Below are 24973 nucleotides of genomic sequence, written 5' to 3'. Positions count from 1 at the left end.
TTGCGTCTCCATGCACTTCCATCGACAACCGCGCCGGCGGAGGAACGTTCCCGAGCTTGGTCGCTTTCAATCATTGTCTCGCGACCCCCGAGTCAGAAAAGCACCGGGAAGGTGCGAGGTGCAGGCCATCACCCAGGTGATCGCCTCGCGGTCGTATTCGTCGCCGGAGCGCCAGTCCTCGAAGAAGGCGTTTAGCCTATCGACACGCCCCGGCCAGATACCGGCGGCCTGCAGGCCGAGCGAAACGCCGTAATTGGTGAAGGCGAACTTGGTATCGCGCAGCCATGGCGCGCGGCTGAAATAACCGGGCGGGTCGACCCACATCGTTTCCAGGGTTCGCAGCGAAAGCCTCGTCTGGGCCTCGGCCCACGGCTCGTCGGGAAAGAAATGGGCGAGCCACAGCATCATGCCGAGGCCGAGGTCCTGGTCGATGTCGAGGCTGCGCCAATCGCGCACCATCAGGTCACGCATCTGCGCGATCTCGGGCGCCAGTTCCTCGTCGTCGAGCATTCGGTAAGAGACGTAGCCGTCATAGGCATCCATGCTGCCGAGGCCGTAGCCGGGGTAAGGACCGCTCAAATCCTCCTGCATCTTCCAGATCACGCCGCGGCCGGGGACCACAAACGCCGGGTGAATGTCCTGCGCCAGCGTAATGCCGCGCTTGCGGTATTCCGGCTTCAGATCGCCGAGACGCGCCAAGGCGAACAGCCACATCGCCAGATAGTGGAAATACTGGCCGTCGCGATCCGCCGCTTCGCCGATCCTCAGTCCGCGCCGGCGGCCGAGCACACGCTCGACATCGGCCACCAGCCGCTCGGCTTCGCCCAGCCAGCGCTCTTCGCCAGTTTCCGCATAAAGCGAGACGTAGAGCACGACCCCGAATGCATCGGTCCACAGATATCGCAAGCCGTTGGGCCAGATGCCTTCGCCGCGCATCCAGTCGAGTTTTTGCAGGACATAGTCGACGTCACGCAGCATCGTCACGCAGCATCGCGCCAAGCCCCGAACTGGCAGAGCCGGCCCGTGTTCGGTGTCCCGCGATTGTGAGCATGCAGAATTTCGAGCATGTCTCTCCTCGTCCGGTTGATCTATCGCGAAACGATCTGATCGGCGGCGGGTTCCTTGGCCATCTCGGCAAGGACAGATGGCGCGGCATTCCCGGGGCGGCGTAGGCGAGATAACCAAGACTGGTCGAGTGCGATACACCCGCACTCGCAGCCAGGATTGTTTCAAGAAGCGATCTCATGACGACGCGCAAAGGAAGGCAAAAAGGTGACGCCGTTCAAGCGAAAAGCTATCAAATTCGACTGATCCTCGGTGTCGGCAAGCCGCAAATGTGGTCAATTGCCTCCGTACATGACCTTCGGGAGCCAGACGACGATTGAGGGGAACACGATGCACAGTCCCACTCCGATCGCCTGCAGGCACAAGAAGGGGACTGCGGATCGAAAGATCGTCGCCATCGAGATCTCCGGCGGCGCAACGCTCTTCAGATAGAACAGCGAATAGCCGAAAGGCGGGCTAAGGAACGCCATCTGCATGTTGACCATGAAAATGACACCATACCACAGTGGCACGTCTTCAGGAGCCACACCGGCTAGCCCAAACGTGCCGCCGAATTCGAGTGTCTTTAGGATGGGCAGAAATATCGGTACGGTAAGAAGGAGAATGCCCACCCAGTCCAGAAACATGCCCAGGACGAACAGAATGATCATCATCAGAACAAGAACGCCGTAAGGCGCCAAGCCTGTTCCGAGTATCGATTCGGCTACGAAGTTCTGCCCACCTTTCAGGATGAAGAAACCGACGAACATGGTGGCGCCGAAGAATATCCACATGACCATCGCCGTGGCCTTGAGCGTCGCGACACAGGCCTCCCGGATCGTGTCCCAGGTCAGGCGCCGATGTGCGGCGCAGACGATGAAAGCCCCGAACGTACCGATGCCGGCGGCTTCGACCGGCGTGGCAATGCCCATGAAGATGACCCCGAGCACAAGCAGGATCAGCAGTATCGGCATGAACGTCCGGCGCAAAAGCTTGAGTTTTTGGGCGAAGTCAATGCGCTCGTTCGGCGGCAACGCCGGGCCGAGTTTGGGGTCGATGTAACAGCGCGCCGTCACGTAGGCGACATACATCCCGGACAGCAGCAGCCCGGGAAATACCGACCCGATCAAAAGCTCGCCCAGCGACTGCTGCGCCACGACGGCATAGACGATCGCCATGACGGAAGGGGGTATGAGAATGCCAAGGGTCCCGCCAGCAAGAAGCGAGCCGCAGGCAAGCTTGGCGTCGTAGTTGCGGCGCAGCATGGCCGGGAGCGCGATCATGCCCATCGTCACTTCCGTCGCCCCGACGACACCGACCATCGCGGCCAGCAGAGTGCAGGAGATCACCGTGGCCGATGCGAGCCCGCCTTTGAGTCCGCCCAGCCATTTGTAGACGACATCGAACAGCTCCTCGATGATGCCCGCCTTCTCGAGAATCGCGGCCATGAAGATGAAAAGCGGCACCGCCGAGAGCTGATAATCCGTCATGAACGGGAAGACCCGAGACGGCAGCATGTTCAGCATGGCCGAATTGCCGAACAGAAAGAGGAAAAGCACGGCAAGGCTGCCGGTGCAAAAGGCCATCGGTAATCCGAGCAGCAAAAGTACGCCCAGACCCCCGAACATCAATATGCTGAGCCACAGGATCGGAAGCTCGAGGCCCATCGCTCAGCCGATCCTTCCAAATGCAGTGGCGATGTCTCGCATCAGCCGGGATAGGCCCTGAAGCAACAGGAGCGCTGCCCCGATGGGGATCGCGAGCTTTACCGGCCAGTATTGGATGCCCCATTCGGTGAATGAGCGTTCGCCAACCGCCGTGGCATCGCTCGCAAATCGCCATCCTGTGACCAGCATGGTGCCGGTGAACAAGAAGAAGAAGGCCGAGGTGATGATGTCGCAGACAGCACGACCGCGTTCGGAGAGATGGCTGTAGACGATGTCTACCCTGACATGCGTTTCGTCACGGTAGGCATAGGCGCCTGCCAGCATGTACTGGATGCCGAACATAAGAAACATGCTTTCATGCACCCAGTTGGTCGGTGAGTTGAAAACAAAACGGGCCACCACTTCGTAGTAGTACGCCACCACTGCGAGAACCGACCAATACGCAACGAACTCGCCCGTCACGCGTACCAGCCAGTCGACCGGCTGGAACAACGCGAGCGGTTGCTTGACGGGCGTGGCTGGCACATCGACTACGAGCGGATGGTCGGCCGCGGCGCGCGCGATCTCACGGGTGCGGGTGCGCCGCACAAGACCGGGTATTAGAAGGGCGTCGCCTGCGAGAGCGAGACCAAGCAGGAGTCCGGCAATTCGGCCAATGCTGTTGGCGCGCTCGAGCCCATGGGCGGCGGCGCTCAGATTATCGCGCGCCACCGTGGCGTCTGCCTCAGCTTTCGCCAGGTGATCGGCAGCGCCTTCTTTGCTGGCTGCTACATCTGCCTTGGCACGCGGCAACAGCCTTTCGGCGTGTTCGCTCAGGGATCGCGCGAGCGACACTGCCTCACGTCCGTCGCGTACCTGGGCGCTCGTCCAAAGCACTGCAATGAACAGCGGGATAAAAATGAATCCCCACCTGCTCTTCAGATAAAACCGGTGCATGCCGAGGAAGCCTGCAGTGACCAGGAACAGGTAAGCAAGAAAGAGATTTGGACGGCCGGCATCGCGCTGTGCCCGCTCGCGATGGACAAGGAAGACCGCAACGAGCGGGAAAAGCACGAGGCTTGACCAGTATAGCCAGTGCGGCAGCACAAATGTGAGTGAGGGCATCGGCGACTGCCTCTTGCAGGAGAGTGCGCCCGCCCGGACAGGACGGGCGCGGAGAGCCTCAGAGGTCGATCGACAATCCCTGATACATGTCCGGCGTCACGTAACCGACGGTCGGGTTCTCCATCACCTCAAGCTGCAGTTTGAAGATGCGCGCCGCGTCCTTATCCTTGTTGGCCCACTCGAACCAGATTGGCACCGCGATTTCCTGGAACTTCTGGAGGTCCTCCGGTCCAAGCCGATTGATTTCAATGCCGGCATCCAGGAATTTCTGCCAGGCCTCCATGTCGGCCTTCTGGATGGCCCCGAAATGGACATTGGAATAGACTTGGATTTCGTCTTCCACGAACTTCTTGAGGTTGTCCGGGAGTTGGTTCCAGACATTCATGTTGACGGCAAAGTCCATCAGGTCGACGGGCTGGTATACGGACATCAGACCGGCTGGGCCCATGGAAATGTACTTGGTCACCTGCTGGAACCCGAGCGCCCAGTTTACCGCCGGCCCAGTGTAGTCGGCTGCATCGATCGTGCCTTTCTCCAGCGCGGAGAACACCTCGCCGCCCGGCAGCAGCGTCGTCTTGGCGCCGGCTTTTGCGAATGTCTCGGCGATCATGCCGCCAGGCACGCGCAGCTTCAGGTCTCTGAAATCCTCGATCGAGCGGATCGGTGTCTTTGAGTGGATGATGTTCGGGCCGTGATGAATGCGGTTGACGTAGTAAAGACCTTGTTTCGCATAAAGGTCGCGCGCGGCCTGCAGACCACCTTTCGAATAGAAAAAGATGTCCCATTCGTGCGGATAGCGTAGCCCCATCGTGTAAGAGGAGAGGAACGCCGCAGCGGGAAGCTTACCGGCCCAGTAAAGTGAAAACGAGTTCATCGCTTCCAGAACGCCGTTCTTCACCCCGTCGAGGAGTTCGAAGTCACCAACGATGTCCTTTGCCTTGAACGGCTGAAATTCGAGTTGGCCTCCAGTCTTTTCCTTGATGGTCCCACACCAGCTCTGGAAAGTTTCAAGTCCGACGCCAGCCGGCCACGAGGTTTGAATTTTCCAGATGATTGTGTCAGCGGCTCCTGCCCTTCGAACCCAGGGAGCGGTAACCGCCGTCGCCGTCAGCCCGGCGACAAGTCCGCTCGACTTCAGAAAGCTTCGCCTTGATTTGGAATGCGATTCTCCGTCCATTGTCTTCCTCCCTGTTCGGCAAACGATAGGCCCACCGCCGGTCTCAAAAACTGAAAACCAATGACACATCCTTTTTGAGGGATCAGAGCATGCCAGCGCCACGAACGACAGAGAAAGAAACGGCGCAGCATGCAAATAACATAGCGCGACGCAAGCATTTTCAACCACTGCGCGCCCGACCCGTAATATGCTCGTGCGGTTTCAATAAATCCACGGTTTTAGTGGGTTATCGGCTAGTCAACGCGGCGTTCCTTCGGCTTATACGAAGCTCGGTGCGGCTTCCGTCCCTGCTTCTCAAGCCGAAACATTGGCCGGGTGACTGCACTCCATGGTCCTGGTCTGCGTCCGCTGCCTGGTTCGAGTGATGCGCATCGGTAGGGCTCTCTACCCCGAGCAATCGCGTGACTGGCTATTCCCAGCAGAGAGCGAACGCGGTCACGTCATCGAGCACAAGGAGAAACGCAGCGATCTGTCGAAATGGGGGAATGACCTGCGGCAGACTTTCCGGACAATCGCCCAGGCTGCAGGCGTTGCGGAGTTGGACGTCCATCTTCTGATGAACCACTCGATCCCGGGGGTTAACGCAGGCTACATCACGCGCAACAAGCTGCTGAAGCGATCACCTGCGACAGCAACAGGAAGCAATCTCACGTTGGATGCTCGAAGCTGGGCGGTCGCGAGGGAATCAAACGAGGCTTCGCGCCTGGCCCGTCCTTCCCAGCAGGCGCCTACTTTCTGAGCTGATGAGCGGCAAGGATTAGCGGCATCAAACGTGTTCGGGGGGTCGAGTCGGTAGAGCGCTACCGCCTTTCCCCACACTCGTCGAGCTGCCAATTCAAGCTGCGTTGCTGCCGGTGAGCAGAGTCCGCTTGCCGGCGCGCCATATGAAGCACTATAGCAAGGAAAATCGTAAGCGGTGTTTCCGCGCGCCAAAACAAGATCGCCAGAGACGGGCTGTATGGGTCCGGTGACAAGTGTGCGCATGTGAAATGCCGCGACCCGGCGGGTAGAGAATTCACGTTTAGCTCTCTTCTAGTCCCGCGAATTCTGGAATAAGACATTATATTCGCCCAAATTATACTTTAACTTGAGCTCCAAATTCTTTTTGCCCGTCCCTTTATCCACGAAGGGCGCGCCCCATGGCGGCAGAGACCGGCGCGCTGAGATACTCCCATGCTGACCTCGCTCCAGTTTCGATCATGACCTGCGTGCTCATCCCAGCTTGCAATGCTGCAGGCGCTGCTTTCAAAGACTCCGGTCTCAGAGCAATTCGAACTGAATAGAAAGCTTGACCGGTCCGAGGATCAATCAGTTGGTCAGCTGAAAGAGTGCGCATATCGCCGCTCATCGCTTGCTGGTAACGTCTGCTCACAGCGCTCAGCCAAACCATCGCGTAACCGCCGTCCCCTCCTCAGCTTGTCGCAGGATGAAGGCGATCTGCACCTCCGAAAACTTCAACTCAGTGGAAAATTCCAGCTCAGAACGGTCAGAAATCCGGGATGCAGGTCACTGCCGAACAGGTAGTCCAACCGCGGGATGCGAGAGCGCCTCAAACTCTGCCTTCGTTAGGTCTTGCTCGGTCTGAAACCACCGCGCCATGAGGACTCCGAGATCTTCGGGGATCCGCAACGCCTTTGCTTGGTCCCGCCCCAACTGCGCCAGGAATGCGCACCATTGATCGTATTCGGTTTTGCCGGTGTCGCTCTTCCACTCAACATAGGCATGCTGGGCCAGAGTCTTAATTTCGTCGGTGGGGATCGGTTCGATGCCGTAACGGTATGCGCCTTGCAGGACCTGATAGCCGAATACAAGCAGAGCGCCGGCCCAGTCCAGCGCACTCCGTCTCAAACGCCGGTTGATGCTGACAGAGAATCCCTCGGTTTCAACCTCATGCCACCAATCGACCGGCATATACAAAACGTCACCTGCATTCAGTACGGCAATCTCTCCATGCAGTTGATTCAACAACGGGAACTGGTCAAAATCGGGATTATTCAAATCCACAAGCGCCCGCCTGGGCTTGTCGGCCGTCTTTTCATGCTGCGGATAGATGAAACTATAATCCCAAGGGGGGAACATTTTTACGGCTTTTGTCCCGTGTAGCTGCACCAGGAATGCGTACCAATGATCATAATGCGCCTTGGCGGTAACCCCTTCGGAAGCAACATAGGGAGACGAGCCAACGAACTCCAGGTCGCTTGGCCAAGGCAATGCCTCCAGAAGACTGCTCGGGACTTTCCCACCAAACATGTAGTAGCGCTCGTTTGCATCGATCAGTGGTTGCCATTCCCCCTGGCCTAGGATCCGCTCGAACAACTCACGGAAGGTCATTTCGTGTGTCATCCCGCTCTTGCGTAAGACATAGGATGCAGTGGAAACCGTGGTCTCGTCCCCTGGAACCACCGTAACCTGCCCGGTATGCCGCGCCCATTTGGGGTCATCCAATCCCCAACCGTCGGAGGCTGCAACCCAGCCTCGAACAACAAACGGCCGATTTTGTCGGATTGCCGTGGAGATTTGCTTGCTGTCAATCTCCTCGATCGGTTTCATGTTAAGCTTTGGCGTTTCGCGAGCTGATTCAGCGAGTTTGGCGTTGCTGGCCATGGTTTCCACCCTTATTGAGATGACCTTAATCAAAGAAATGAAATACAAATTGCGTTTCAGTTGGATGATATGTGGCTGTCGGGAGCAATGTCGTCGTGCATTCGAATGGCAGCGATCCAGACACTTGGTGTTCAATGGCCGTGCTGATCGACGAAAGCCGTCACCTGGCAGCGGGATACGCCGATGGCCTGGCAGAGCTTGGCGCTGTTTCCATTCCTCACCGTGCGCGAGAATGTCGAGTTCGGCCTGCGCATGCGCGGCGTCGACAGGGCCGAGCGGCGGCGACGCGTCGACTGGTGGCCGCGAATCTGGGAGAAGACATAATACTCGATACTCGCCCAAATTATACTTGAACGGGAGCGTAAAAGTCTTTGTCTATTGCTCGTTCTCTTTATTCACGAAGAGCACGTCCCATAGCGGCATAGACCGGCGCGCTGAGATACTCCCATGCTGACCTCGCTCCAGTTTCGATCATGACCTGTGTGCCCATTCCAGCTTGCAATGCTCCAGGCTTCAAAGACTCCGGCCTCAGAACAATTCGGACTGAATAAAAAGCCTGACCGGTCCGAGGGTCAATTAGCCGGTCAGCTGAAAGAGTGCGAACGTCACCGCTCATCGGTTGCTGGTAACGTCTGTTCACAGCGCTAAGCCACACCGTCGCGTGCAGCCCCACTTTCACCTGATCGACGTCGAGGGGGTCAACGTTTGCCACAACAACGAAGCTATCCTCCTGAGGGACGATGTCCATCAGCGGCTCTCCCGCCGTTACGACCCCTCCGTTCGTGTGGACCTTAAGTCCCACTATGGTGCCTCCGATAGGAGCACGTATCTCGGTACGCGTCGCCACGTCATCAGCAGCGGCCATTCGCTGCTCGTATTCGTATATTTTGGCGCGGGTTTCTCCTAGTGTCTCGACGATATCGGCCGTCGTCGAGGCGCTAAGTTCGGCAATCTTGAATTTCGTCTCCTCCATCTTTTGCTGGGTCGCGCCGATCGACGCTACATACCCGCTTAGGGCACCTCCCACGTCCGCCTTTTCTCTTTCCAAATCTACAAGGCGCGTCCTGACTACCAACTTCCTTTCGTACAGGCTGCGCACATCACCTAATTGCTCCTCGATCAGCTCGAGCTTCCGGGTAGCCGCTACCACTTGCCCTTCAAAACCCTCTATCTCCTTCGCCATGCTTCCGGTTGCTTGCTGCAGCAGGGAGAGCTGCTCTCTGAAGAGGTTTTGACGTGTCCGAAAGACACTCTCCTGCCCGGAAACAGCATCCGCTGCCAATTTGCCGGACGCTTTCAATTCAGGCGGAATTTCGATCGAGTCCTTTCCATCTCTTTCCGCGACCAAGCGCGCTTCCGTAGCCTTCGCCTCGTACCACTGCGCCTTGATTTCATTTGCAGCAGCCGCCGAAGCGGTGTTTTGCAATCGTATCAACACCTGGCCTGGCGACACGCGATCTCCTTCTTGAGCCAATATCTCTGATATGATGCCGCCTTCGAGGTGCTGAACTGTCTTTACGTTTGACGCGACATTCACCACCCCGGTGGCCAAGACCGCACCCTGGATAGGTGCCGCGACAAGCCACATGCCGGTCAGAGTCGAGAAGGCAGCGACAATCGCGAAACCAGAGATCACTAAACGCCTACCAAACGGCGGCGGATCCTCGGCTTGCTGGGTACCAGAGTGTTCGGTGTCACGGGCGAGCGAAGCTATCATTTAACGCTCCGCAATTCAGTTTTCCCGAAGCGAACGGGAGGAACCGAACCTTCGGTGAGCTCGGGCGATCGACTTCCTAGGATCAGCGACCTATCAACTAATCCGGCAAGACGGTTGGTCTGTCCGGATATGGTGACAATTACCGAGCTTCCCGCATCCTTCATAAGCCTAACCGCCGACTCGAGGGTCTTCTTCGAGGCAGCGTCCAAATTGGCGAATGGCTCGTCCAAGACAATAAGCCTCGGCGCGCGAAAGAGCGCGCGGGCAAGGGCTACTCGCTTCCGTTCACTCCCGGATAGGCCGACCGAGTCATTAAGCAAAGTGTCGTAACCCTGGCCCAGACGAATGATAACTTCGTGTATTCCGGCTATTTTTGCTGCGGAAACCACGTCATCGATAGAACTTTGTTGAAAACGTGCAATATTTTCCGCGACGGTTCCCTCAAAAAGTTCAACGTGCTGAGGTAAATAGCCGATGCCTCCAACTCTAACATTATCCGGAAGCCTGGTTATGTCCATGTCTCCCAAGCGGATCTGACCGGTGCGGGGCTTGAGCAAACCAATGAGAAGACGAGAAAGCGTCGTCTTGCCGGTGGCTGCACGTCCTATGACCAGCAGCAATTCCCCAGGAGCCAGAGAAAGCGACAGTTTCCTAAATACGTCTGCTCGCGATCCAGCATGCCTGAATGTAACTTGATCGAGAACTAACGAGCCTTGCGGCGTTCCAGGAAGCAGAGACGGCTCTACGTCCAACGGTTTGGCAAGCTCCGCCTTGATCTTGGAGTATCCCTCCCGCGCTTCCCTGAGGCTTCTGAGCTCCCGAACTGCCTTTTCCACCATTCTGTAAGCAAATCTGGCAATGAGCCGGGCTGCAAATACGCCTCCGAGGGACGCCGAATCGTTCAGGAACAGCCAGATGCCCGATGCCAATAGAACTATGTAAACGCAACGGTTCAGCGCCCGGATCGCTGCATCAAGGCTCGATCCTCTGGCATTAAGCCGCTCCCGCTGCAAAAAGCCATCTACTCTGTTCCTACCCCAGCGACCGGCGATCGCGTCGGCCATTGCGAAGGCGCCGACTACGTCTTTGTGCCTTTCCGCTGAGATCAATACCTCTTTCGCCTGCTTGGCAGCTTCACGTTCAGCTTGGCGGGGCTCTTGTGTGATCTTTTCTTTGAGCAGGCTCATACCTGTCAGCAAAGCCATGCCTGCCAACGCGATCAGGCCGAGAACAGGATGGATCAGGTATACACATAACAGGAAAACGGGAGCCCAGACCACGTCCAGCCAAGCAGCTAGCCCTCGCTCAACAAAGCTGGAGACTTTCTCGATGCTGGTCAGAAGCGGCGGATTGGGGACGCCTGCCGTCAATCCGGCTTTCACGGACTGGCTGGTCAAGTGGTGCTCGATCCAAACGCTCCAGCGGGAAAGCATACGACGACGAATGGCTTCCAGCACGACGCCGGTTACCAGAGCGAGCAAGGCGGCCAAGGTCAGAATAACGAGGGTTTCCACGCTGCGGCTGGAAATGACCCGGTCGAATATTTGTATAAAATAAAGCGGCCCAGCAAATCGGAGCGCATTGATACAGACACCAAAACCCACAACCGCAGCAAGGCCGGGTATCGACCTTCGCCACATTTCGCTGAGGGGGGCGCTGTACCGCCGCCTACCTCGTGTTCTCAGCAAGGACACCGTCTTTCACGCCCGTCCAAGCGGGGCATGCTGGTCGGGGTCCTCGTTGAAAATTCCCGAGAAATTCATGATCATCCCATCCAAATCGTCATGAGGGCCCAAAGCAGGTCCCGCAAGAACATTTGGCTGAAGCCGATTTGCTGCCCAAAGGCGTTCATCGCGATCAACTGCCTCGAACATCAACCAAGCTCCGCTCACGAGGTTGTACATTTGGGTGGCGGACAGGGGAGGGCACCCGAGGGCTTGGACCAGGCTGCCCAGAGATGACTTGAGGGCTCCACGGGTTTTTGCCAAAACTGCCGCTTCTATCAACTCAGCGGGCGCCTGGATCGACATAAACGCGGGGTTCGAGCTTTGTGATAGCAACTCGGGTAAGGTGACCGAGACGCTCCCAAAGGGACTCGGCCATGTCGCCCTGCTGTCACTGGCAGGCCTTCCGGGGCCAGGTGTTTCTCCCAACTCTGCCTGAATCAGTTCGTGCGCGAGCTTCCCTAAAAAATCAATTCGCAGCTGGGAAGAGTAGGCTCGACCTTGGTCGAGTGCCGTCATTGGATTTGGGGAATCAGCAATACGCCGTAGATATGGATTATTGCCCTGTCCGTTAGCCAGTTTTTCAGAAGCGCGAGCCTTTAGAACGGGGCTGAGTGCCCCATCCTGGAGCTCCCATGGGGAATAGACATGCAGGCCAGTGGCTTCCTCAGCCTCCCTCACACCGAGCGGCGATCGGCCGATCCTGCCGCTAATTGCAAGTACCTTGTGGCCGGCAGCGCGGAGGGTATCAACCCCATACTTTGCTCCCATCGCGTCATAGGAAGCGAAAATCGCGCCAAGAGCCATGCTCCGAAAAGATTCAGCCAGAATTAGCTCGGAAGTTTCCTTCTGCTGCAGCCCATCGGCAATCTCAATAACAGCGACGTCACATCCATTTTCAGCGGCATGGTTCAGTAGGCGGAAAGCACCCTTCTCAATCAACTCTACCGGGGCTAAATACGTCGTTGCAAATCCTGCATCTGTGAAATCAAGAACGATGTCGGCTCCGGCATCCCGCACAATCCAAGTGTCGCCACCCGAGCCAGTTCCTGTAATTTTCAGTGCGGCCACCTTCAGTCCCGCCTTTTTGAATCCTCTGACCAATGACGTCGCCGTCAATGTCTTGCCGGCGTTCATTGACGTCCCAAGCGACAGAACAATCGGCAGGGAAGGGGGCAAATCGTCGGAGCTGACCTTGTAATCCCACACGTTTAGCCGGCGACCGAATTTGTCGCCAATCAGGCCGAGAGGGGTGATCTTGGTTGGCGCCAGCATGCGAGCATGCCTGGAAAGCTCACATGCCGCGATGCCGCCCCCCGCTACCAAGTCGCACGGCCCCAGATCGGGGCCTATTACCGCCTCGAACTGGTCAGGAGCGTACCTGTTTCCATAACAGAGGATTATCTCATCTCCGCGAAACATGATCGCCTTTCGCCCGCAGATGAGCTCCAGTCTGCTGTGATTGCCGAGTTCATCAACGCGCGCCAAAACAAGATCGCCAGCGACGGGCTGTATAGGTCCGGTGACGAGTGTGCGCATGTGAGATGCGGCGACCCGGCGGGTGGCGAATGCTCGTTTAGCTCTCTTCAGGCGCCCGCGCTTAATTCTTGAAACGGACATGAACCCCCCAACTTACATTTGGATGGCATTTAGAAGTCTTCTCTGTTCGATGGTATAAGATTAAGCTCTCTTCTATACTCCTCTCCGTTTTGCAATCGATTATCCAATAACCAATATGATTAGATAAATAGCATTAGATGCCTAAAATACATACCCAAGCTGACGACTTTTAACTGCTATTAACACTATAATGTCTGGATCTCTGCCATTCGAATGCATGACGACGTCTCCCCGCGAGGCCACATACCATCCAGCTGCATTGTCCGGATCTGGCCGGCGGGAAATCCACTGGTCTTTCAAGAGAATAAGAACGCGACTTCCGGATGCTGCGGCCGTAGCGTTTAGGCCGACTGAACGCGGGGGATCAGATATAAAGGGTGCTTAAATGTGGTGGAATGCGCCACATCTTCGCCCCTTCACATCGGGTCTTGCCGAAGCCGCTCATGCCCATCGATGCGGTGCCCGTTTCGAGATGCATTTGAAGTGGCTGCAGCGGAAGCGTGGTCAGGAAGTCTGTATTGTGGGAGACGGTCGAAAAGCAGGCGGAGCGTGAACATCCGGGGTCAAAAGTGGGGTTATGGTCAGCCTATCTGAAGAGTTGGGACAAATTGAGATTGTCAGTTTTAAGGTGCTATCGGGACTTAATGTGCATAGCACGAACACGGTGGTCAAATTAACCCTGAATATCGGGCGGCTAGCGGTTTCTTGCATCTCCGATTTTACTGCGCTGGCTCGCTCAGCGCTGTCCGAAATGTTTCCCGGTTGTGCACAAAACGCTTTGGTCCCTCGCTACATTGCCGACGCAATCCTGTCCGCTGATCTTGAGCTTCGCCGCGCGATGAATTTCTATTCGTTTTCGCCGACGGCGTCGCTAATAGGCGATCCGTCCGAAAGCCATCTTGCAATCGTTTGGGAGTCGGATGACCCGCAGATGTCGCGCGCGGCTGCTTCGGCTGTCGTTGAAGCGATAGGTGAGGCGGCGCGAGGCGAGGACGGGGCAGCGAAATACGCTCAGACTCGGGAGCTAAACCTGGAAAGGGCGAAGAGACGACGTCTTTCAAATTCGACCGCTGTGCTTGTAGCTGCAGCTAAGAGAAATCACATCCCGTTCGAATTCATTGCCCGTAACCACCTTCGCCTTGGCCAAGGCAAGCACCAGAAGCAGCTGTTCTCGACGATATCGGGCTCTACATCGTTTGCGTCGGCGAAGGTGGCCTTGGACAAAAGGCTGGGCAACAGACTTTTGGCGCAAGCGGGGATCCCAGTACCCCGTCAGATTACCGTTCGCACCAAACCTGAGGCCGTCGCTGCCGCCAAACAGCTGGGTAAGACCGTCGTGGTTAAACCGGTTCAGGGAAATCAGGGGCGGGGAGTCTCGATTAAACTGCGGGGACGCCGTGCAGTTGAGGCTGCATTCGATATAGCGCACGACGTCACTCAGTCAGAGCGGTTTGGCGTCTTGGTTGAGCAGTTCATCGCCGGCCCGGAATTTCGAGCGACAGTCGTTGACTATCATCTCGTGGCGGCGGTCATGTGTTGCCCCCCCCAAGTCGTTGGCGACGGTGAAAAAGCGATAGTTGACCTGATTCATGATTTGAACCGAGAACCCGACAGAGACGGGAGACGTCTTTCTCCTGTAGAGATTGACGATGAGCTGCTACGGCACCTAGCCTTGCGTCGTCTTACGCTGGAGTCCGTCCCAATTTCCGGGCAGCCTTTGGTTCTCCGACCTACCGGCCACCTCGCCCGTGGAGGCGTCCCGGTCGATGTTACAAACTCCGTTCATCCAGATAACAGGCAACTGTGCGAGCGCATCGTGAGAGTCATCGGCCTTAACATTGCCGGGATAGATCTCATCATGCCCGATATTGCAAGATCATACAAAGAGGTCGGGTGTACTGTCATCGAGGTAAATGCACGGCCGGGGATCGAGTTTCATCTTTGGCCGCGAGCGGGGACCTCGAGAGATGTGAGTGAGATAATCCTGGCCAATATGTACAATGAGCCCGGCTCTTCGGAAATTGCCACCGTACTCGTCATCGGCGATCGACACACTGGTGCGGTGGCGACAGCAATCGATCATCGGTTCCAGGCGGAAGGGCGAAGAGTTGGTCTCTTGTCGAAAAGAGGCGCTTACATCAACACTGTACCCCAGGAATTTGGGCGGCGGACAACCCCGCAAATGCTGGCCAGAGACCCGTTCCTGGAAGCCCTGGTTTATGCAGCCTCTCCGGACAGACTTTGGGCGAGCGGTCTTTGTCTGGGTGCTTGCCGTGCGGTCTCGATGACTCGAACGGATGCAGACAATGGTACAGTTCTCGAAGATCTCGCTCAGCGAGTGTTGCAGTGCGGAAACCAAGGCTATTTCATTGTCAACAGCGAAGATGAATGGCCCCGCCGTGCGCTGTCGACCTTGCCGACCACACGACTAATATTGGTCAGTTCCGAGCCTGATACTGATACCGACCTACGTCGCCACCTACAGAGTGGTGGTTTGGTTCTAACTTTGAGATGGAGCACTGACGGATCGGGTGCCAAAATGGCGCTTTTGTCGAGATCTGGTGAGCTAGCCGCGGAACCCCTCGCATCTATGTCTCAGTCGCGGCCACAGCAAATAAGGTCTGCCATGCACGCAATGGCAATGTCGTATTTGGCAAAAAAGGATGGCTGGTTCGATGAAGTGGCCCCGTTTCCTTCAGTTCGGCCCGAGACGAACGACGTTCGATAGCAGTGATGAGTTTATCGATTCTGCTCAAGCTAAGGAGAGTAAGGTTATGAACACTGTTTCGCCGACTGCAACACCGAGTGTTTCGCTAAGTGATGCGGCGACACTCGTTGCTTTGACTTTGAAGCGCACCACAAACAAAGCGGGACAGCCGCGAACCCGTGCAAGAATGTCGTACAAGACATTCAGGCGCCTGACTGGACGGCGTGTCGGCGGGGCGGCGTTCGTGAGAGGCTTCACGGAGGAATTGTTGAAGCTAGGCTGGCTGATGGTCCGTATGCCATCGGCTTACGGCTTCGTGCGCGCCGCCTCCCTCGACAAGTGGCGTCTCATAAAATCAAATATGGTCGCGGAAGAACTTAAGGTGATTAAGGAGGGATCTGCGGCGAAGGCATTGGAGAGTGCTCGGCAAGAGCTCGCTGGATCGGGTGAGAATAACGGTTCAGCAGGCGGCCTCAGTAAGGCAGTTCGAATAAGCGGAGAGAAGAAAAAGCCGGTCGCAAGCATCGGATAGATGTGCCTCGTCAGGAGATTGATTTGTGTAGCCCCCATCAGGGGCAGGCGAATTGAGGCCAAAACGCTGCCGGAAGCTGGGCTGCAGACTCGGATCCAGCTTCCCACCATGGAGTGAAAATGCGGCCTCAGAGCATGTTGAAGGACAATCTCCACGCCCTGTAGAGAGTTGGCCTCAGGGCAACCGACGGCATGTCCTTTCGATCAATTTCAGCACCCGTCGGCGAAAGGTTCGCAGGATTGCGGAGCGCAAGACTTGTGAATTCTTGCGTCCCAGCGTTCGCAGAAGAAGCAGTAGCTTTGGGGAAAAAGATGGCGACTGGATCTGTTTACGTCTGGGAGCGTTGCGATTCAGATTTTACTGGTGGCCGGGTGCATTCAACCGAGGTCGAACTGCCTTATCTTTGCCAAAACACGGGGAGGCAAGGGCTGCGTGGGCGGTACGTGGACGTAATCGGTCATTCAGCCACGGATGTTCACTGGCCCACGGGTGAGATGGGCGAAGCACTGCCCGACAAGCAAGGTAACTATGTTTTCAAACCTTTCGGCGGCGGAATTCTTGGTGAACAGGAAGGTTGTGAGGCCGCGGCACGCTTCGGCCAGGTCAACGTCTACTACCACGTCTCCTTGATAGCTCATCGAGTGAACGAAGTGCTGCGTTCACTCGGCGAGGGCCCGTTGCCGAAGGTCAGAGCGATCGTTAATGCGCACCAGCCGAAACAAGGGGGAGTTAACGGGGATCTACTTAGGTTGGTGCCGCTCAAAGGGACCAAATACCGATATCCAGCAAGAATCGAAAATCTCGATGATTTTTCGATCCCCCTCTGTGGGGAATTGCTGTTCGGCCCGGGGCGGGCAGTCACAGCGGAAGGGTGGCTTCCACGAATTTCAGGCGGTGCTTATCTATGCGACCCCTCGCACAATGCCAGTTTCATATATCAGGCATTCGGGTTTCACGTGGTGCGCCATACCGCTGACATCCAAGCTGACAGGCTGCATGCACCGCGCGCCAGTTTCAGCAGGCCTGGTCCCCTTGAGTACGCCTTGAGCGCATACTTTGCGGCCGCGATGCTGTCGACTCCCTACGTATGGTGTTGGCACCTCCGTCATGATGCCGAGTTCGTACCATCGGATACTCTTGCCAATGATTCGCGTATGGACGACGCCGAGATGCCACCGCCGGAGGCGCTGGTCGCGCAAGTCATAGCGGCGACAATGTGGGACCTACACAAGGCTTTTCCGGGAGACGAACTTACTTGCATTTCGTTAGTTGTAGCTGCCCTTTTGGCGCTGGGACGACTTTCTGATAGCCCGTATGCTCCTTCCGGAATTCGAACGCGCGCCCTCAGGTCACTTCCGAAGAGCTTTGCCTCGTGTTTGCTTCATGCAGACCGAATGAGATTCAGCAGCCGTTACGAAACGCTGATCCGAAGCGTTTTTGAGAAGCGTGGGATCGGCTTTAGTTCTTCAGCGGTTGAGACATTGTTGGCACCCTCCGTTCAGCCACCCCTCTACCGCCTCAGTGAATCGGAAGAAGTCCGGCGCCATGTTCTAAAAATTCGCGAGAAGTTTTCAGAGGTCATAATTCCGGATGACATCGATCTCATCGACCCGGACCAACTTGAACAGTTCCTCTCTTCGTCCACCAGCGCTCCGTACCATTTGGCGGCGGTCGGAGATGTGATGACCGGGATGCGGATGCGTCATCGTATCCGCAGGTTTGGCCCAGACTATGCCTTCGCCTGGGTCAGGCCGATCTTTAGACGCTGCGCTTTGATAACGGGAAACCTTGAGGGGCCGTTCTCCACCATCTCTGAGAAAGCAGATACCACTCGGAACTACTCATACAAAGTGGACCCCAAGTCAGCCTCTGTCTTACGTCGTGCAGGCTTCGCTGCCATGACTGTCGCGAATAACCACATTCAAGACTGCGGTCGGGGTGGCGTGGTTGAGACGCTAGCCACGTTAGAGCGACAGTATATCCAACCGTACGGTGGTGGTAGGAACCAGAGCTCTGCTTACCACCCCGCGATTTTTGATGGCGCAGATATCCGCATCGGACTTCTCGGATATTACTGGAACCGTCGAACAGCGGCTCGTGGCGAACTTCCAGGCTCCGCACAAGATGTGCCCGAATTCATCGAGCGTGATCTGGCCCAACTTCGTCCACTGGTCGATCGGATCGCCGTGATGGTACATTGGGGTTTGCCATACCAGCGCCAACCTACCGAGCAAGACCGCATGAAAGCGCGGCTATTTATCGACCTGGGTGCGGACGCAGTCATCGGCCATCATCCCCACATCCTTCAGCCGATCGAGATTTATAATGGTCGGCCGATATTATACAGTGTCGGCAATTTTGCATTTGGGTCCGGAAACAGCAAAGGGGAGTCCATTCTGCCTTGCTTCCACTTTGGTGCGAAGCAGATCCGTTTAGATATTTATCCAGTTTACGTTCAAAACAGAGATCCGCGCCTCGACTACCAACCAAAGATAATGGGAGGAGCAGCCGGTCGCGCGACAATCGATCGGTTGCTGGCGTTGTCGCCTGGACTCGCCGATGTTGTCGTAGCCGTTCAAGACAGATGCCTTAGATTGGCCATCCCTGCACTGGCGTGAGGCTCCGAAGCTCATGCGTATGCCGTACGCGGATTTGCACTGGGTTCCTCGATCGCAATGGCGGCGCGAGCGATACGTGCCGACAAAACAAGGAGCCGATACCCTGTCACGCAGGACGCTGAGGTGCCGCGGAGGCGTCGCTTGCGAACATTGCGAGGACCAGACGTGGAGGAACGAACTCTTTACTGCTCAGCCGGTTTTGATTTGTTTAGCTGCCGCTAATGGGATATGTCATCCCTGCGGGATCGTCCATGGGAGCGACAGGTGCGATTTCTAATCCGTCTGTTAGGGGCAGTCGTCTTAGGCTGTAGTCTGACGTATTCAGGCCAAGTACTTGCCTGGAAGGTCGGCAAAGGTACGACCTCAGCAACTATTAACGGCATAAAGTTGACGGTATACACCTATCATCCGAAGAACTGTGCCAATCCATCGATCCTGTTCGTGTTCCATGGACTAAGCCGAACCGCCGAATCCTACCGAGACTACGCGCAGCCTCTTGCGGATCGAAATTGCCTGATCGTTATGGCGCCGCTTTTCGACCTGGAAAGGTTCCCAGGCTGGAGCTATCAGCGGGGAGGCATTGTCAACTCGGGCACAATTCAACCTCGGGACAGGTGGACTGTCTGGTACGTGAAGGGCTTGGTAAACTGGGCGAGGGCCCGAGAGGGGCTGCCGACTGCGCAGTATTACCTTTTTGGGCACTCGGCGGGAGGTCAATTCATGTCGCGTGTTGCAGCATTTGCCTTGTCGGATGCCAAGAGAGTGGTCGTAGCCAATCCGTCGACCTACGTATTGCCCTCGCTAGCAGAGGCGGCAGCCTACGGGCTGGGATGTCTCTCCTCGGGCTGCGTCTATACGCCGGATCAGGCCTCTCAGGAGTTGAAGGCCTATCTGGCTTTGCCGCTAACGATCTATCTTGGAGAAGACGACACTGGCGATGTCGATCTAAACGAAAGCGCAGCTGCTATGCGCCAAGGAGAGACGCGTTTGGATCGGGGGCAGTTCACTTTTGAGCTGGCGCAAGCTGTCGCGACCGCTAACGGGTGGCCTTTCAATTGGCGTCTCGTGATTTTGCCGGGTGTCGGACATTCGGCGCGCGACTTGTTGCAGTCTGACCAGGCTCAGCAAGTCTTCGGCCTTAAGTAGAGAATTAGCACATCGCTGACCTCAAGGTCTGCCGCGTTTCACTCAGCTCAATGAGCAGCGAGACAGCTTGCATCGCCTTTTTGCCGAGCGTGAATTGCCGCTGCGTTTTGTTGTTCTAATTTAGTAAATTCTAAACCATCTCCGGTCTAAGTTGCTCTTAAGAGAGGGCTTCTGGATGCGGAGACTGAAAGATCTGCCGCCCGAAAAACGGGGGAACTTTGCCGTCGCGATGGCCTTAATGGTGGTGCCACTGGGCTTGGCCCTCGGCCTTAGCATTGACTTTACCAACGCCGCTTCCTGGAGATCCAAGCTGCAGGAGATAGCCGATTCGGCGGCTCTTGTTGCTGTCGAGAGCGATGGAGGAAACGAAGCAGCCGTCCAGGCCGCGAAGAATTGGGCGCTGGCCAATGGCTCCTTCGTGACCGGCGCTGTCGTTGGGGTGAGCATCACCACTCCTTCTGCTGGGACGCGAGAGGCGGCGGTTGAAATCTCAGCTGAAATGCCAACCGCTTTCATGAGTCTTGCTGGAATTCGGAGCATTAACCTTCACGCGGCGGCAACGGCCCGAAAAGCCGCGCCGGATTATTGCTTCTATGTCCTCGATCCTGCCTCAAATGGAGCGCTGACGGTAATGGGTTCCGGGGGGCTTTCGGTGCCAAACTGCGGTATCCAAGTGAATTCCTCCAGTCCAAGGGCACTGAGGCACGTTGGAACCGGAAAGATTGTCGCCAGAAAAATCTCTATAGTGGGCAATTACCAAGGCGGCGGTTACACCATCATCCCGAAAACCAACCAACCCGAACTTGCAGACCCCCTTGTCGATCTACCGCAGCCCGTTCCACCGAACGGCTGCGACTACAGTGATCAGATGCTGACCGATGTTACCATTCCGGCCGGCCGGGTGTTCTGTGGAAACATCGACCTCGATGGAAATGTCGTTCTTTCTCCCGGAGTTCACTATTTTCAGAACGCAACAGTGAGCATCGGCAGCCATGTGAATCTCTCGGGCGACGAAGTCACGATATTCGTTGACTCCGAGTCAAGCATTATTCAGTCAGCAGGCAAAGGTGGCGTAAGGCTTTCGGCTCCCACGAGCGGCATTTACGCTGGCATCGCTATCTTCGGGTCACGCACAGTTACGCCCTCTGTGCCAACGGTCTCATTGTCCGGAAACAAAAACTACTTAATTGAAGGGGCTATCTACCTGCCCCATCATCGTTTTCGGATGAGAGGGACAACAGACCTGAAGTCGACTGTCAACTCAGGTTGGATTGTTGCGTGGCAATTTTTCTATAGTGGCAACTCGAGTGTGGCCCTGGACTGGTATGGTGCGACTCCGCCGAAAGGCCTTGGAGACTTAGGAATAGTGCTCCTTCGCTGAAGCAATACTGATGTCAGTGCTCGGCACAGGGCTATATCTTTGTTGTTGCTGCATTGGGCTCGGACCAACCAACCATTCCCGGCGGCTGCCGTTATATGCATGGCCGAAATGACCGAGCGGGCATGACTGTGCGCAGCTCTTCGGTTGGCGGCGTCCAGCCGGCGCTACCCTGGTCACCTGGAGGCAGCACAGATCGAATCAGGCGGCGAAGCACAATTTTCCGCCAAGTGCCTGAGACTGTTTGGTAGTGGAACCAGTCATGGGCGGAGCTGATCTCCGATCAATGTTTCTGCTTTGGTCCAAAAAAACAGCGAAATTCGACGAATCTCAACTTTTCGGGCACCCTCGATCTCAAACACCGATGCTATATCGCGGCGGACTAGCGTCCAAATTGCCGGCGCAAGCGAGTTACAACTTCATGCAGACCCATGGCATTCGAAGCTTTCACAAGAAGGCGGTCCTTCGCGCGCAGGATAGTGGCGAGCTCGGGCAACACATCGTCTGCTGTCGCGAAGTGTGGGCCGAGGAGGTACTCCGGCAGGGCACGACGGAGATATGTCATCTGCGTCCCAACCGTCATCACCATATCCAGATCGGCCGCGAGAACGGGTTCCGCCAGACCGGCGTGAAATTCGGCCGATCGTGGCCCGAGTTCCCGCATGTCGCCAAGAAGGGCAAGCTTTCGGCCCCCACTTGCGCGCTTCCCCTCAGCGAGTGCCGCCAGCACGGCGGCCACCGATGTCGGATTCGCGTTGTAGGCCTCATCGACGACATGGATCTCGCCGGACGCGAGGGCGATGCGTATGACTTCGCCACGTCCGTGGATGGCCTGCACCTCCCCGAGCGCGTTGGTCGCAGCTCCCAGATCAAGGCCGAGCGAATCGACAGCCGCCAGCGCGCTGAGGCTGTTGACTGCCATGTGCCGCCCTGGATTACCTAGCTTGTAGGCGAAATCCCGGCCCTTCAGGACCGCACGCACCAGTTGATCTTCGTGCGAATAGTCCACGAGCCGGTAGTCGGCCTTAGCATGTTCACCGAAGGACACGACCTTCGCCCCGAACGACAGCGCGCGGGCTCGGAGATATTCGAAATGCTCGGAATCCCGAGGCATGATCGCAGTGCCGCCCTCAGCGACATCGTACAGGCGGGCTTTCAACTTGGCGATGGCCTCACGCGAGCCGTACTCTTCGAGATGGGCGTCGCCGATCGTCGTGATAAGAGCGACATGCGGCTTGAGCGCAGATACCTCAAGGAGCCGCCGAAAAAAGCCAATCGACACCTCGACAGCGTGGATGCCATCAGGGGGAAGGTTGGCGATCAGGCCGAGCACGCCGGAGACGGTATTGAAGTTTTCGCCCGGAAAAGGTGGATAACCAGCTGCGGTGAGAATGACGTTGATCATCGCCGTGGTGCTCGTCTTGCCGACGCTGCCGCCAACCGCGATCAGGCGTCCGCCGTAAGCAGACCGCGCTCGCTCGGCTAGATACTTCATGGCGACGCGGACCGAAGCCACCCGGAGCAACGGCAAGTCTTCGAAGTTGGGCCGGTACTCTCGGTCCGCGAGGAGCGCGAGCCCCTGTCGCCTGAAGCGCCTGATCTTCCTGGGGTGTACGCCGTAACGGTAGGTGCCAACGCGCGGGATGACGAGCGCGCCGGGGCCGATCAGTGCATCGCAGAAGGCTATGCAGTCGGTCGTCCAGCCTTCCGGCAGGTCGCCTTCCCATATGCCTCCAGTGATCTCCGCAAGCTCAGCCTTCGTCCAAGGGTGCATTTCTCCCCCTGTCCCGCCGATCGACCCGAATCACGTTAACCCGCGCCCCGGCCACCTTGAATGGGTGGCCGTCCGACATCCCTGTCCTGTGGTTCGATCACTTTCAGCCAATTCCGCTCAATGTGCAATGGTTCCGGGTACCACCTGAGACCTTTGCCGGGTTCAAAGCGGCCTTCGCCAAGCCCGCTACTTTAACGACCACATCCGCAATCACTTTTGAGATCGTCTGGTTGGGACCGATCACGATCTTGGATGAGCGAAACCATCTGTTCGAACGCTAGTCACCTATTCATCGAGTTCAACGGCTCATGGTCGGGGAGACAGTGATGCAGCACCTCGCCAAGGTTTCGCTTGTCGAACGTCTGGCCACAAACGGGGCAGAACTCGAAATATCCTGCTTCGTCGTTGGCCGGCGGCCCGTGGCGCTTGCCCTTGATGCCGGTTGCGGGGTTGTTGGTTCGATCTCGTCTCACGTTGGTCGCCACCGCACGTAACTTTCATGGGGACGGGCCGACAGCCGATCGGGGGTTCCAGCGGGCCGCCGGGCCTACCGGCTGCCAGTGGCGCTGCCGGGTAGAGTCAATTGTAGGCCATTTCATGCGTCATTACTAATACAATAAAATGATAGCGTTCCGTTCCTCTAGCCGCCAGACCGGGCGCGTCCATTCCCCCTATGATGCGGACTTTGGTGGACAATCCGCCCTAAGGGGACGGATGGACACACGAGTCGAGTTCGACCTCGTGATCGATGATGCCGATGTTCGCATTCTTACTCGCCGCGGTCTCGATTGAACGACGAAGTAGCGAGACCTTTCGGCGCCGCCAAGGAGACGTCGACGCTGACGGTCGGTAGCGGCTGCCGTCCGTCGTCTCGGTGCGTCGAAAAACGGGCAAGTTTATTGGGAACAACGATTACCTACCTCGATTTAGGCATCGTAACGCCGCGCTTCGCAGCGGTTTTGGGCCGCTTCGCCCTTGGAATATGTGTGCCCAAAGTCTGAAGGTCTGCGAAATTCGCCGTACTTATTTTCGCAGAAATCCTGCAAAAAAAGTACGGCGATTTCGCGCTAAGTACTTGAAAAACATGGTGATCCCGACAGGAATCGAACCTGTGACCTACAGATTAGGAATCTGCCGCTCTATCCTACTGAGCTACGGGACCATCGCGCCCGACACATAACCGCTTCGGATCGTTTCGCCAAGAGGCAGCTAGGCCGCTCGCTTGGGTTCGACCGCGAACGGGCTCAGGCCGAGCCAGGTCTGCATTTTGCGCGCGATATCCTGGTCGCCCGTCAAGATGACTTTCGGCCCGGCCTTCTCGACGGTGATCAGCCCCATCCAGATTTCGGTCATCGTGTGCAGGTCGGTCGAGACGTAGAGATCGACATCGAAGCCCGGATCGTACCAGCAGAGGTCGACCTCGCCGTGCTTCTCGACGATCAGCCACCATGACCGCTTGGAGGCGGGGAGCTCCTGATACAGAAATTGTATCACCGTGCGCCCGTCGGGCAGCGGCGACGCGTTGAGGTTGCGCCGCATGTCCCACATCAGCAGCGACGGATCGAGGTTCTTCAGCGACAGCCGCGACTCGACCCATTTCTGCCCCCAAAAGCCCATCGCCTCGACAACGGAACGCAGATCCCTGCCTGCCTCGGTCATCCGGTATTCGAAGATGCCTTTCTCGCCGCGCACCTCCTTGCGCTCGACGATCCCGGCCAGCTCGAGCTCCTTGAGGCGTTGCGACAGAAGGGTCGGCGACATTTTGGGGACGCCGCGGCGCAGATCGTTGAAACGGGTCGAGCCCGCCACCAATTCGCGAAGCAGAACCATGGTCCAGCGGGTGCACAGCACCTCGGCGGCCATCGATAGCGGGCAGAACTGCTTGTATCCGGACTGGGTCATGATGTTGCCTTCCCCTCAAACTCAGCCGGGATCATAGGCCTTCCCCGGCGGCACGGCGAGTACAGAAACTGTACCGGCCCAGTGTGGTGGATTTGAAGTTCCTGCTTTCTGGGTGGCATCAGCGTTAGGAACTTCAAATCCAAAACCACACTGGAAATCCAAGCACTTGCTGGTGTGGCTTTTGAATCCGAAATTCGCTCGCTGCGTTGCTCCAAAGTGAATGCGAATTTCGGATTCGCCACACCAGTACAGATCGCGG

At 56.9% G+C, this 24973-nt stretch carries 18 protein-coding genes and 1 tRNA gene; 7 read left to right on the top strand and 12 right to left on the bottom strand.

Annotated features, from left to right (window positions below; all coding sequences use genetic code 11):
- Positions 1–66: 66 nt before the first annotated feature.
- From NKI59_RS09200 to dctP, 4 genes are all read right to left on the bottom strand, one after another.
- Positions 67–978 carry a hypothetical protein gene (locus NKI59_RS09200; protein WP_352703957.1) on the bottom strand — a complete coding sequence of 304 codons (912 nt, stop codon included), beginning with the start codon at positions 976–978 and terminating at the stop codon, positions 67–69.
- A gap of 362 nt (positions 979–1340) precedes the next feature.
- The gene (locus tag NKI59_RS09195) at positions 1341–2711 is read right to left on the bottom strand and encodes a TRAP transporter large permease (protein WP_023677869.1); all 1371 of its coding nucleotides are present in this window, start codon (positions 2709–2711) and stop codon (positions 1341–1343) included.
- Between the two features lie 3 nt (positions 2712–2714).
- On the bottom strand, positions 2715–3764 hold the full coding sequence (locus NKI59_RS09190; protein WP_352589777.1) for a TRAP transporter small permease subunit: 1050 nt from the start codon (positions 3762–3764) through the stop codon (positions 2715–2717).
- Between the two features lie 109 nt (positions 3765–3873).
- Complete coding sequence (gene dctP / locus NKI59_RS09185) at positions 3874–4992, bottom strand: TRAP transporter substrate-binding protein DctP (protein WP_352589774.1); 1119 nt, start codon at positions 4990–4992, stop codon at positions 3874–3876.
- A 364-nt stretch (positions 4993–5356) separates the two neighbouring features.
- On the opposite strand from dctP, the gene NKI59_RS09180 reads away from it, so the two are divergent.
- Entirely contained in the window at positions 5357–5731 is a 375-nt protein-coding gene (locus NKI59_RS09180) for a site-specific integrase (protein ID WP_352589771.1), read from the top strand.
- Positions 5732–6109: 378 nt separating this feature from the next.
- On the opposite strand, the gene NKI59_RS35080 is transcribed toward NKI59_RS09180, so the two are convergent.
- Together NKI59_RS35080 and NKI59_RS09175 are read right to left on the bottom strand one after the other, a co-directional pair.
- Entirely contained in the window at positions 6110–6382 is a 273-nt protein-coding gene (locus tag NKI59_RS35080; protein ID WP_502897332.1) for a beta-barrel domain-containing protein, read from the bottom strand.
- A gap of 116 nt (positions 6383–6498) precedes the next feature.
- Entirely contained in the window at positions 6499–7596 is a 1098-nt protein-coding gene (locus tag NKI59_RS09175) for a cupin-like domain-containing protein (protein WP_352570606.1), read from the bottom strand.
- A 183-nt stretch (positions 7597–7779) separates the two neighbouring features.
- On the opposite strand from NKI59_RS09175, the gene NKI59_RS09170 reads away from it, so the two are divergent.
- Positions 7780–7920 (top strand): hypothetical protein, encoded by a 141-nt coding sequence (locus NKI59_RS09170; RefSeq protein ID WP_352589768.1) that lies wholly within the window; start codon positions 7780–7782, stop codon positions 7918–7920.
- Positions 7921–7987: 67 nt separating this feature from the next.
- Here NKI59_RS09170 and NKI59_RS09165 read toward each other — a convergent pair whose 3' ends face one another.
- The 3 genes from NKI59_RS09165 to NKI59_RS09155 all read right to left on the bottom strand — a co-directional run bounded on the left by NKI59_RS09165 (position 7988) and on the right by NKI59_RS09155 (position 12525).
- Entirely contained in the window at positions 7988–9313 is a 1326-nt protein-coding gene (locus NKI59_RS09165; protein WP_352703699.1) for an HlyD family type I secretion periplasmic adaptor subunit, read from the bottom strand.
- Positions 9310–10917 (bottom strand): ATP-binding cassette domain-containing protein, encoded by a 1608-nt coding sequence (locus tag NKI59_RS09160; RefSeq protein ID WP_352570603.1) that lies wholly within the window; start codon positions 10915–10917, stop codon positions 9310–9312. The genes NKI59_RS09165 and NKI59_RS09160 overlap by 4 nt, the downstream gene beginning before the upstream one ends.
- A gap of 96 nt (positions 10918–11013) precedes the next feature.
- Positions 11014–12525, bottom strand: coding sequence for a hypothetical protein (locus NKI59_RS09155; protein ID WP_352703696.1), 1512 nt, complete (start codon positions 12523–12525; stop codon positions 11014–11016).
- Positions 12526–13234: 709 nt separating this feature from the next.
- Between NKI59_RS09155 and NKI59_RS09150 the strand changes: the two genes are divergently transcribed.
- From NKI59_RS09150 to NKI59_RS09130, 5 genes are all read left to right on the top strand, one after another.
- Complete coding sequence (locus NKI59_RS09150; RefSeq protein WP_352703694.1) at positions 13235–15385, top strand: ATP-grasp domain-containing protein; 2151 nt, start codon at positions 13235–13237, stop codon at positions 15383–15385.
- Positions 15386–15431: 46 nt separating this feature from the next.
- On the top strand, positions 15432–15896 hold the full coding sequence (locus tag NKI59_RS09145; RefSeq protein ID WP_352696798.1) for a hypothetical protein: 465 nt from the start codon (positions 15432–15434) through the stop codon (positions 15894–15896).
- Between the two features lie 311 nt (positions 15897–16207).
- Positions 16208–18514, top strand: coding sequence for a CapA family protein (locus tag NKI59_RS09140; RefSeq protein WP_352703692.1), 2307 nt, complete (start codon positions 16208–16210; stop codon positions 18512–18514).
- A gap of 720 nt (positions 18515–19234) precedes the next feature.
- Positions 19235–19660 (top strand): hypothetical protein, encoded by a 426-nt coding sequence (locus NKI59_RS09135; protein ID WP_352451186.1) that lies wholly within the window; start codon positions 19235–19237, stop codon positions 19658–19660.
- 175 nt (positions 19661–19835) lie between these two features.
- Positions 19836–21041, top strand: a complete 1206-nt coding sequence (locus NKI59_RS09130) for a TadE/TadG family type IV pilus assembly protein (RefSeq protein ID WP_352703690.1) — start codon at positions 19836–19838, stop codon at positions 21039–21041.
- A gap of 379 nt (positions 21042–21420) precedes the next feature.
- Here NKI59_RS09130 and NKI59_RS09125 read toward each other — a convergent pair whose 3' ends face one another.
- The 3 genes from NKI59_RS09125 to NKI59_RS09115 all read right to left on the bottom strand — a co-directional run bounded on the left by NKI59_RS09125 (position 21421) and on the right by NKI59_RS09115 (position 24714).
- Positions 21421–22812: a UDP-N-acetylmuramoyl-tripeptide--D-alanyl-D-alanine ligase gene (locus tag NKI59_RS09125; RefSeq protein WP_352703688.1), complete on the bottom strand. Its 1392-nt coding sequence runs from the start codon at positions 22810–22812 to the stop codon at positions 21421–21423.
- 1085 nt (positions 22813–23897) lie between these two features.
- Positions 23898–23974, bottom strand: a tRNA-Arg gene (locus NKI59_RS09120).
- Positions 23975–24021: 47 nt separating this feature from the next.
- On the bottom strand, positions 24022–24714 hold the full coding sequence (locus NKI59_RS09115) for a winged helix-turn-helix transcriptional regulator (RefSeq protein WP_352457625.1): 693 nt from the start codon (positions 24712–24714) through the stop codon (positions 24022–24024).
- Between the last annotated feature and the right edge of the window lie 259 nt (positions 24715–24973).

The organism is Mesorhizobium sp. M0598 (assembly GCF_040320865.1).
Lineage (GTDB): Bacteria > Pseudomonadota > Alphaproteobacteria > Rhizobiales > Rhizobiaceae > Mesorhizobium.
Note: the sequence above shows the minus strand (reverse complement) of the source record. Positions and strands in the feature narration are given on the sequence as shown.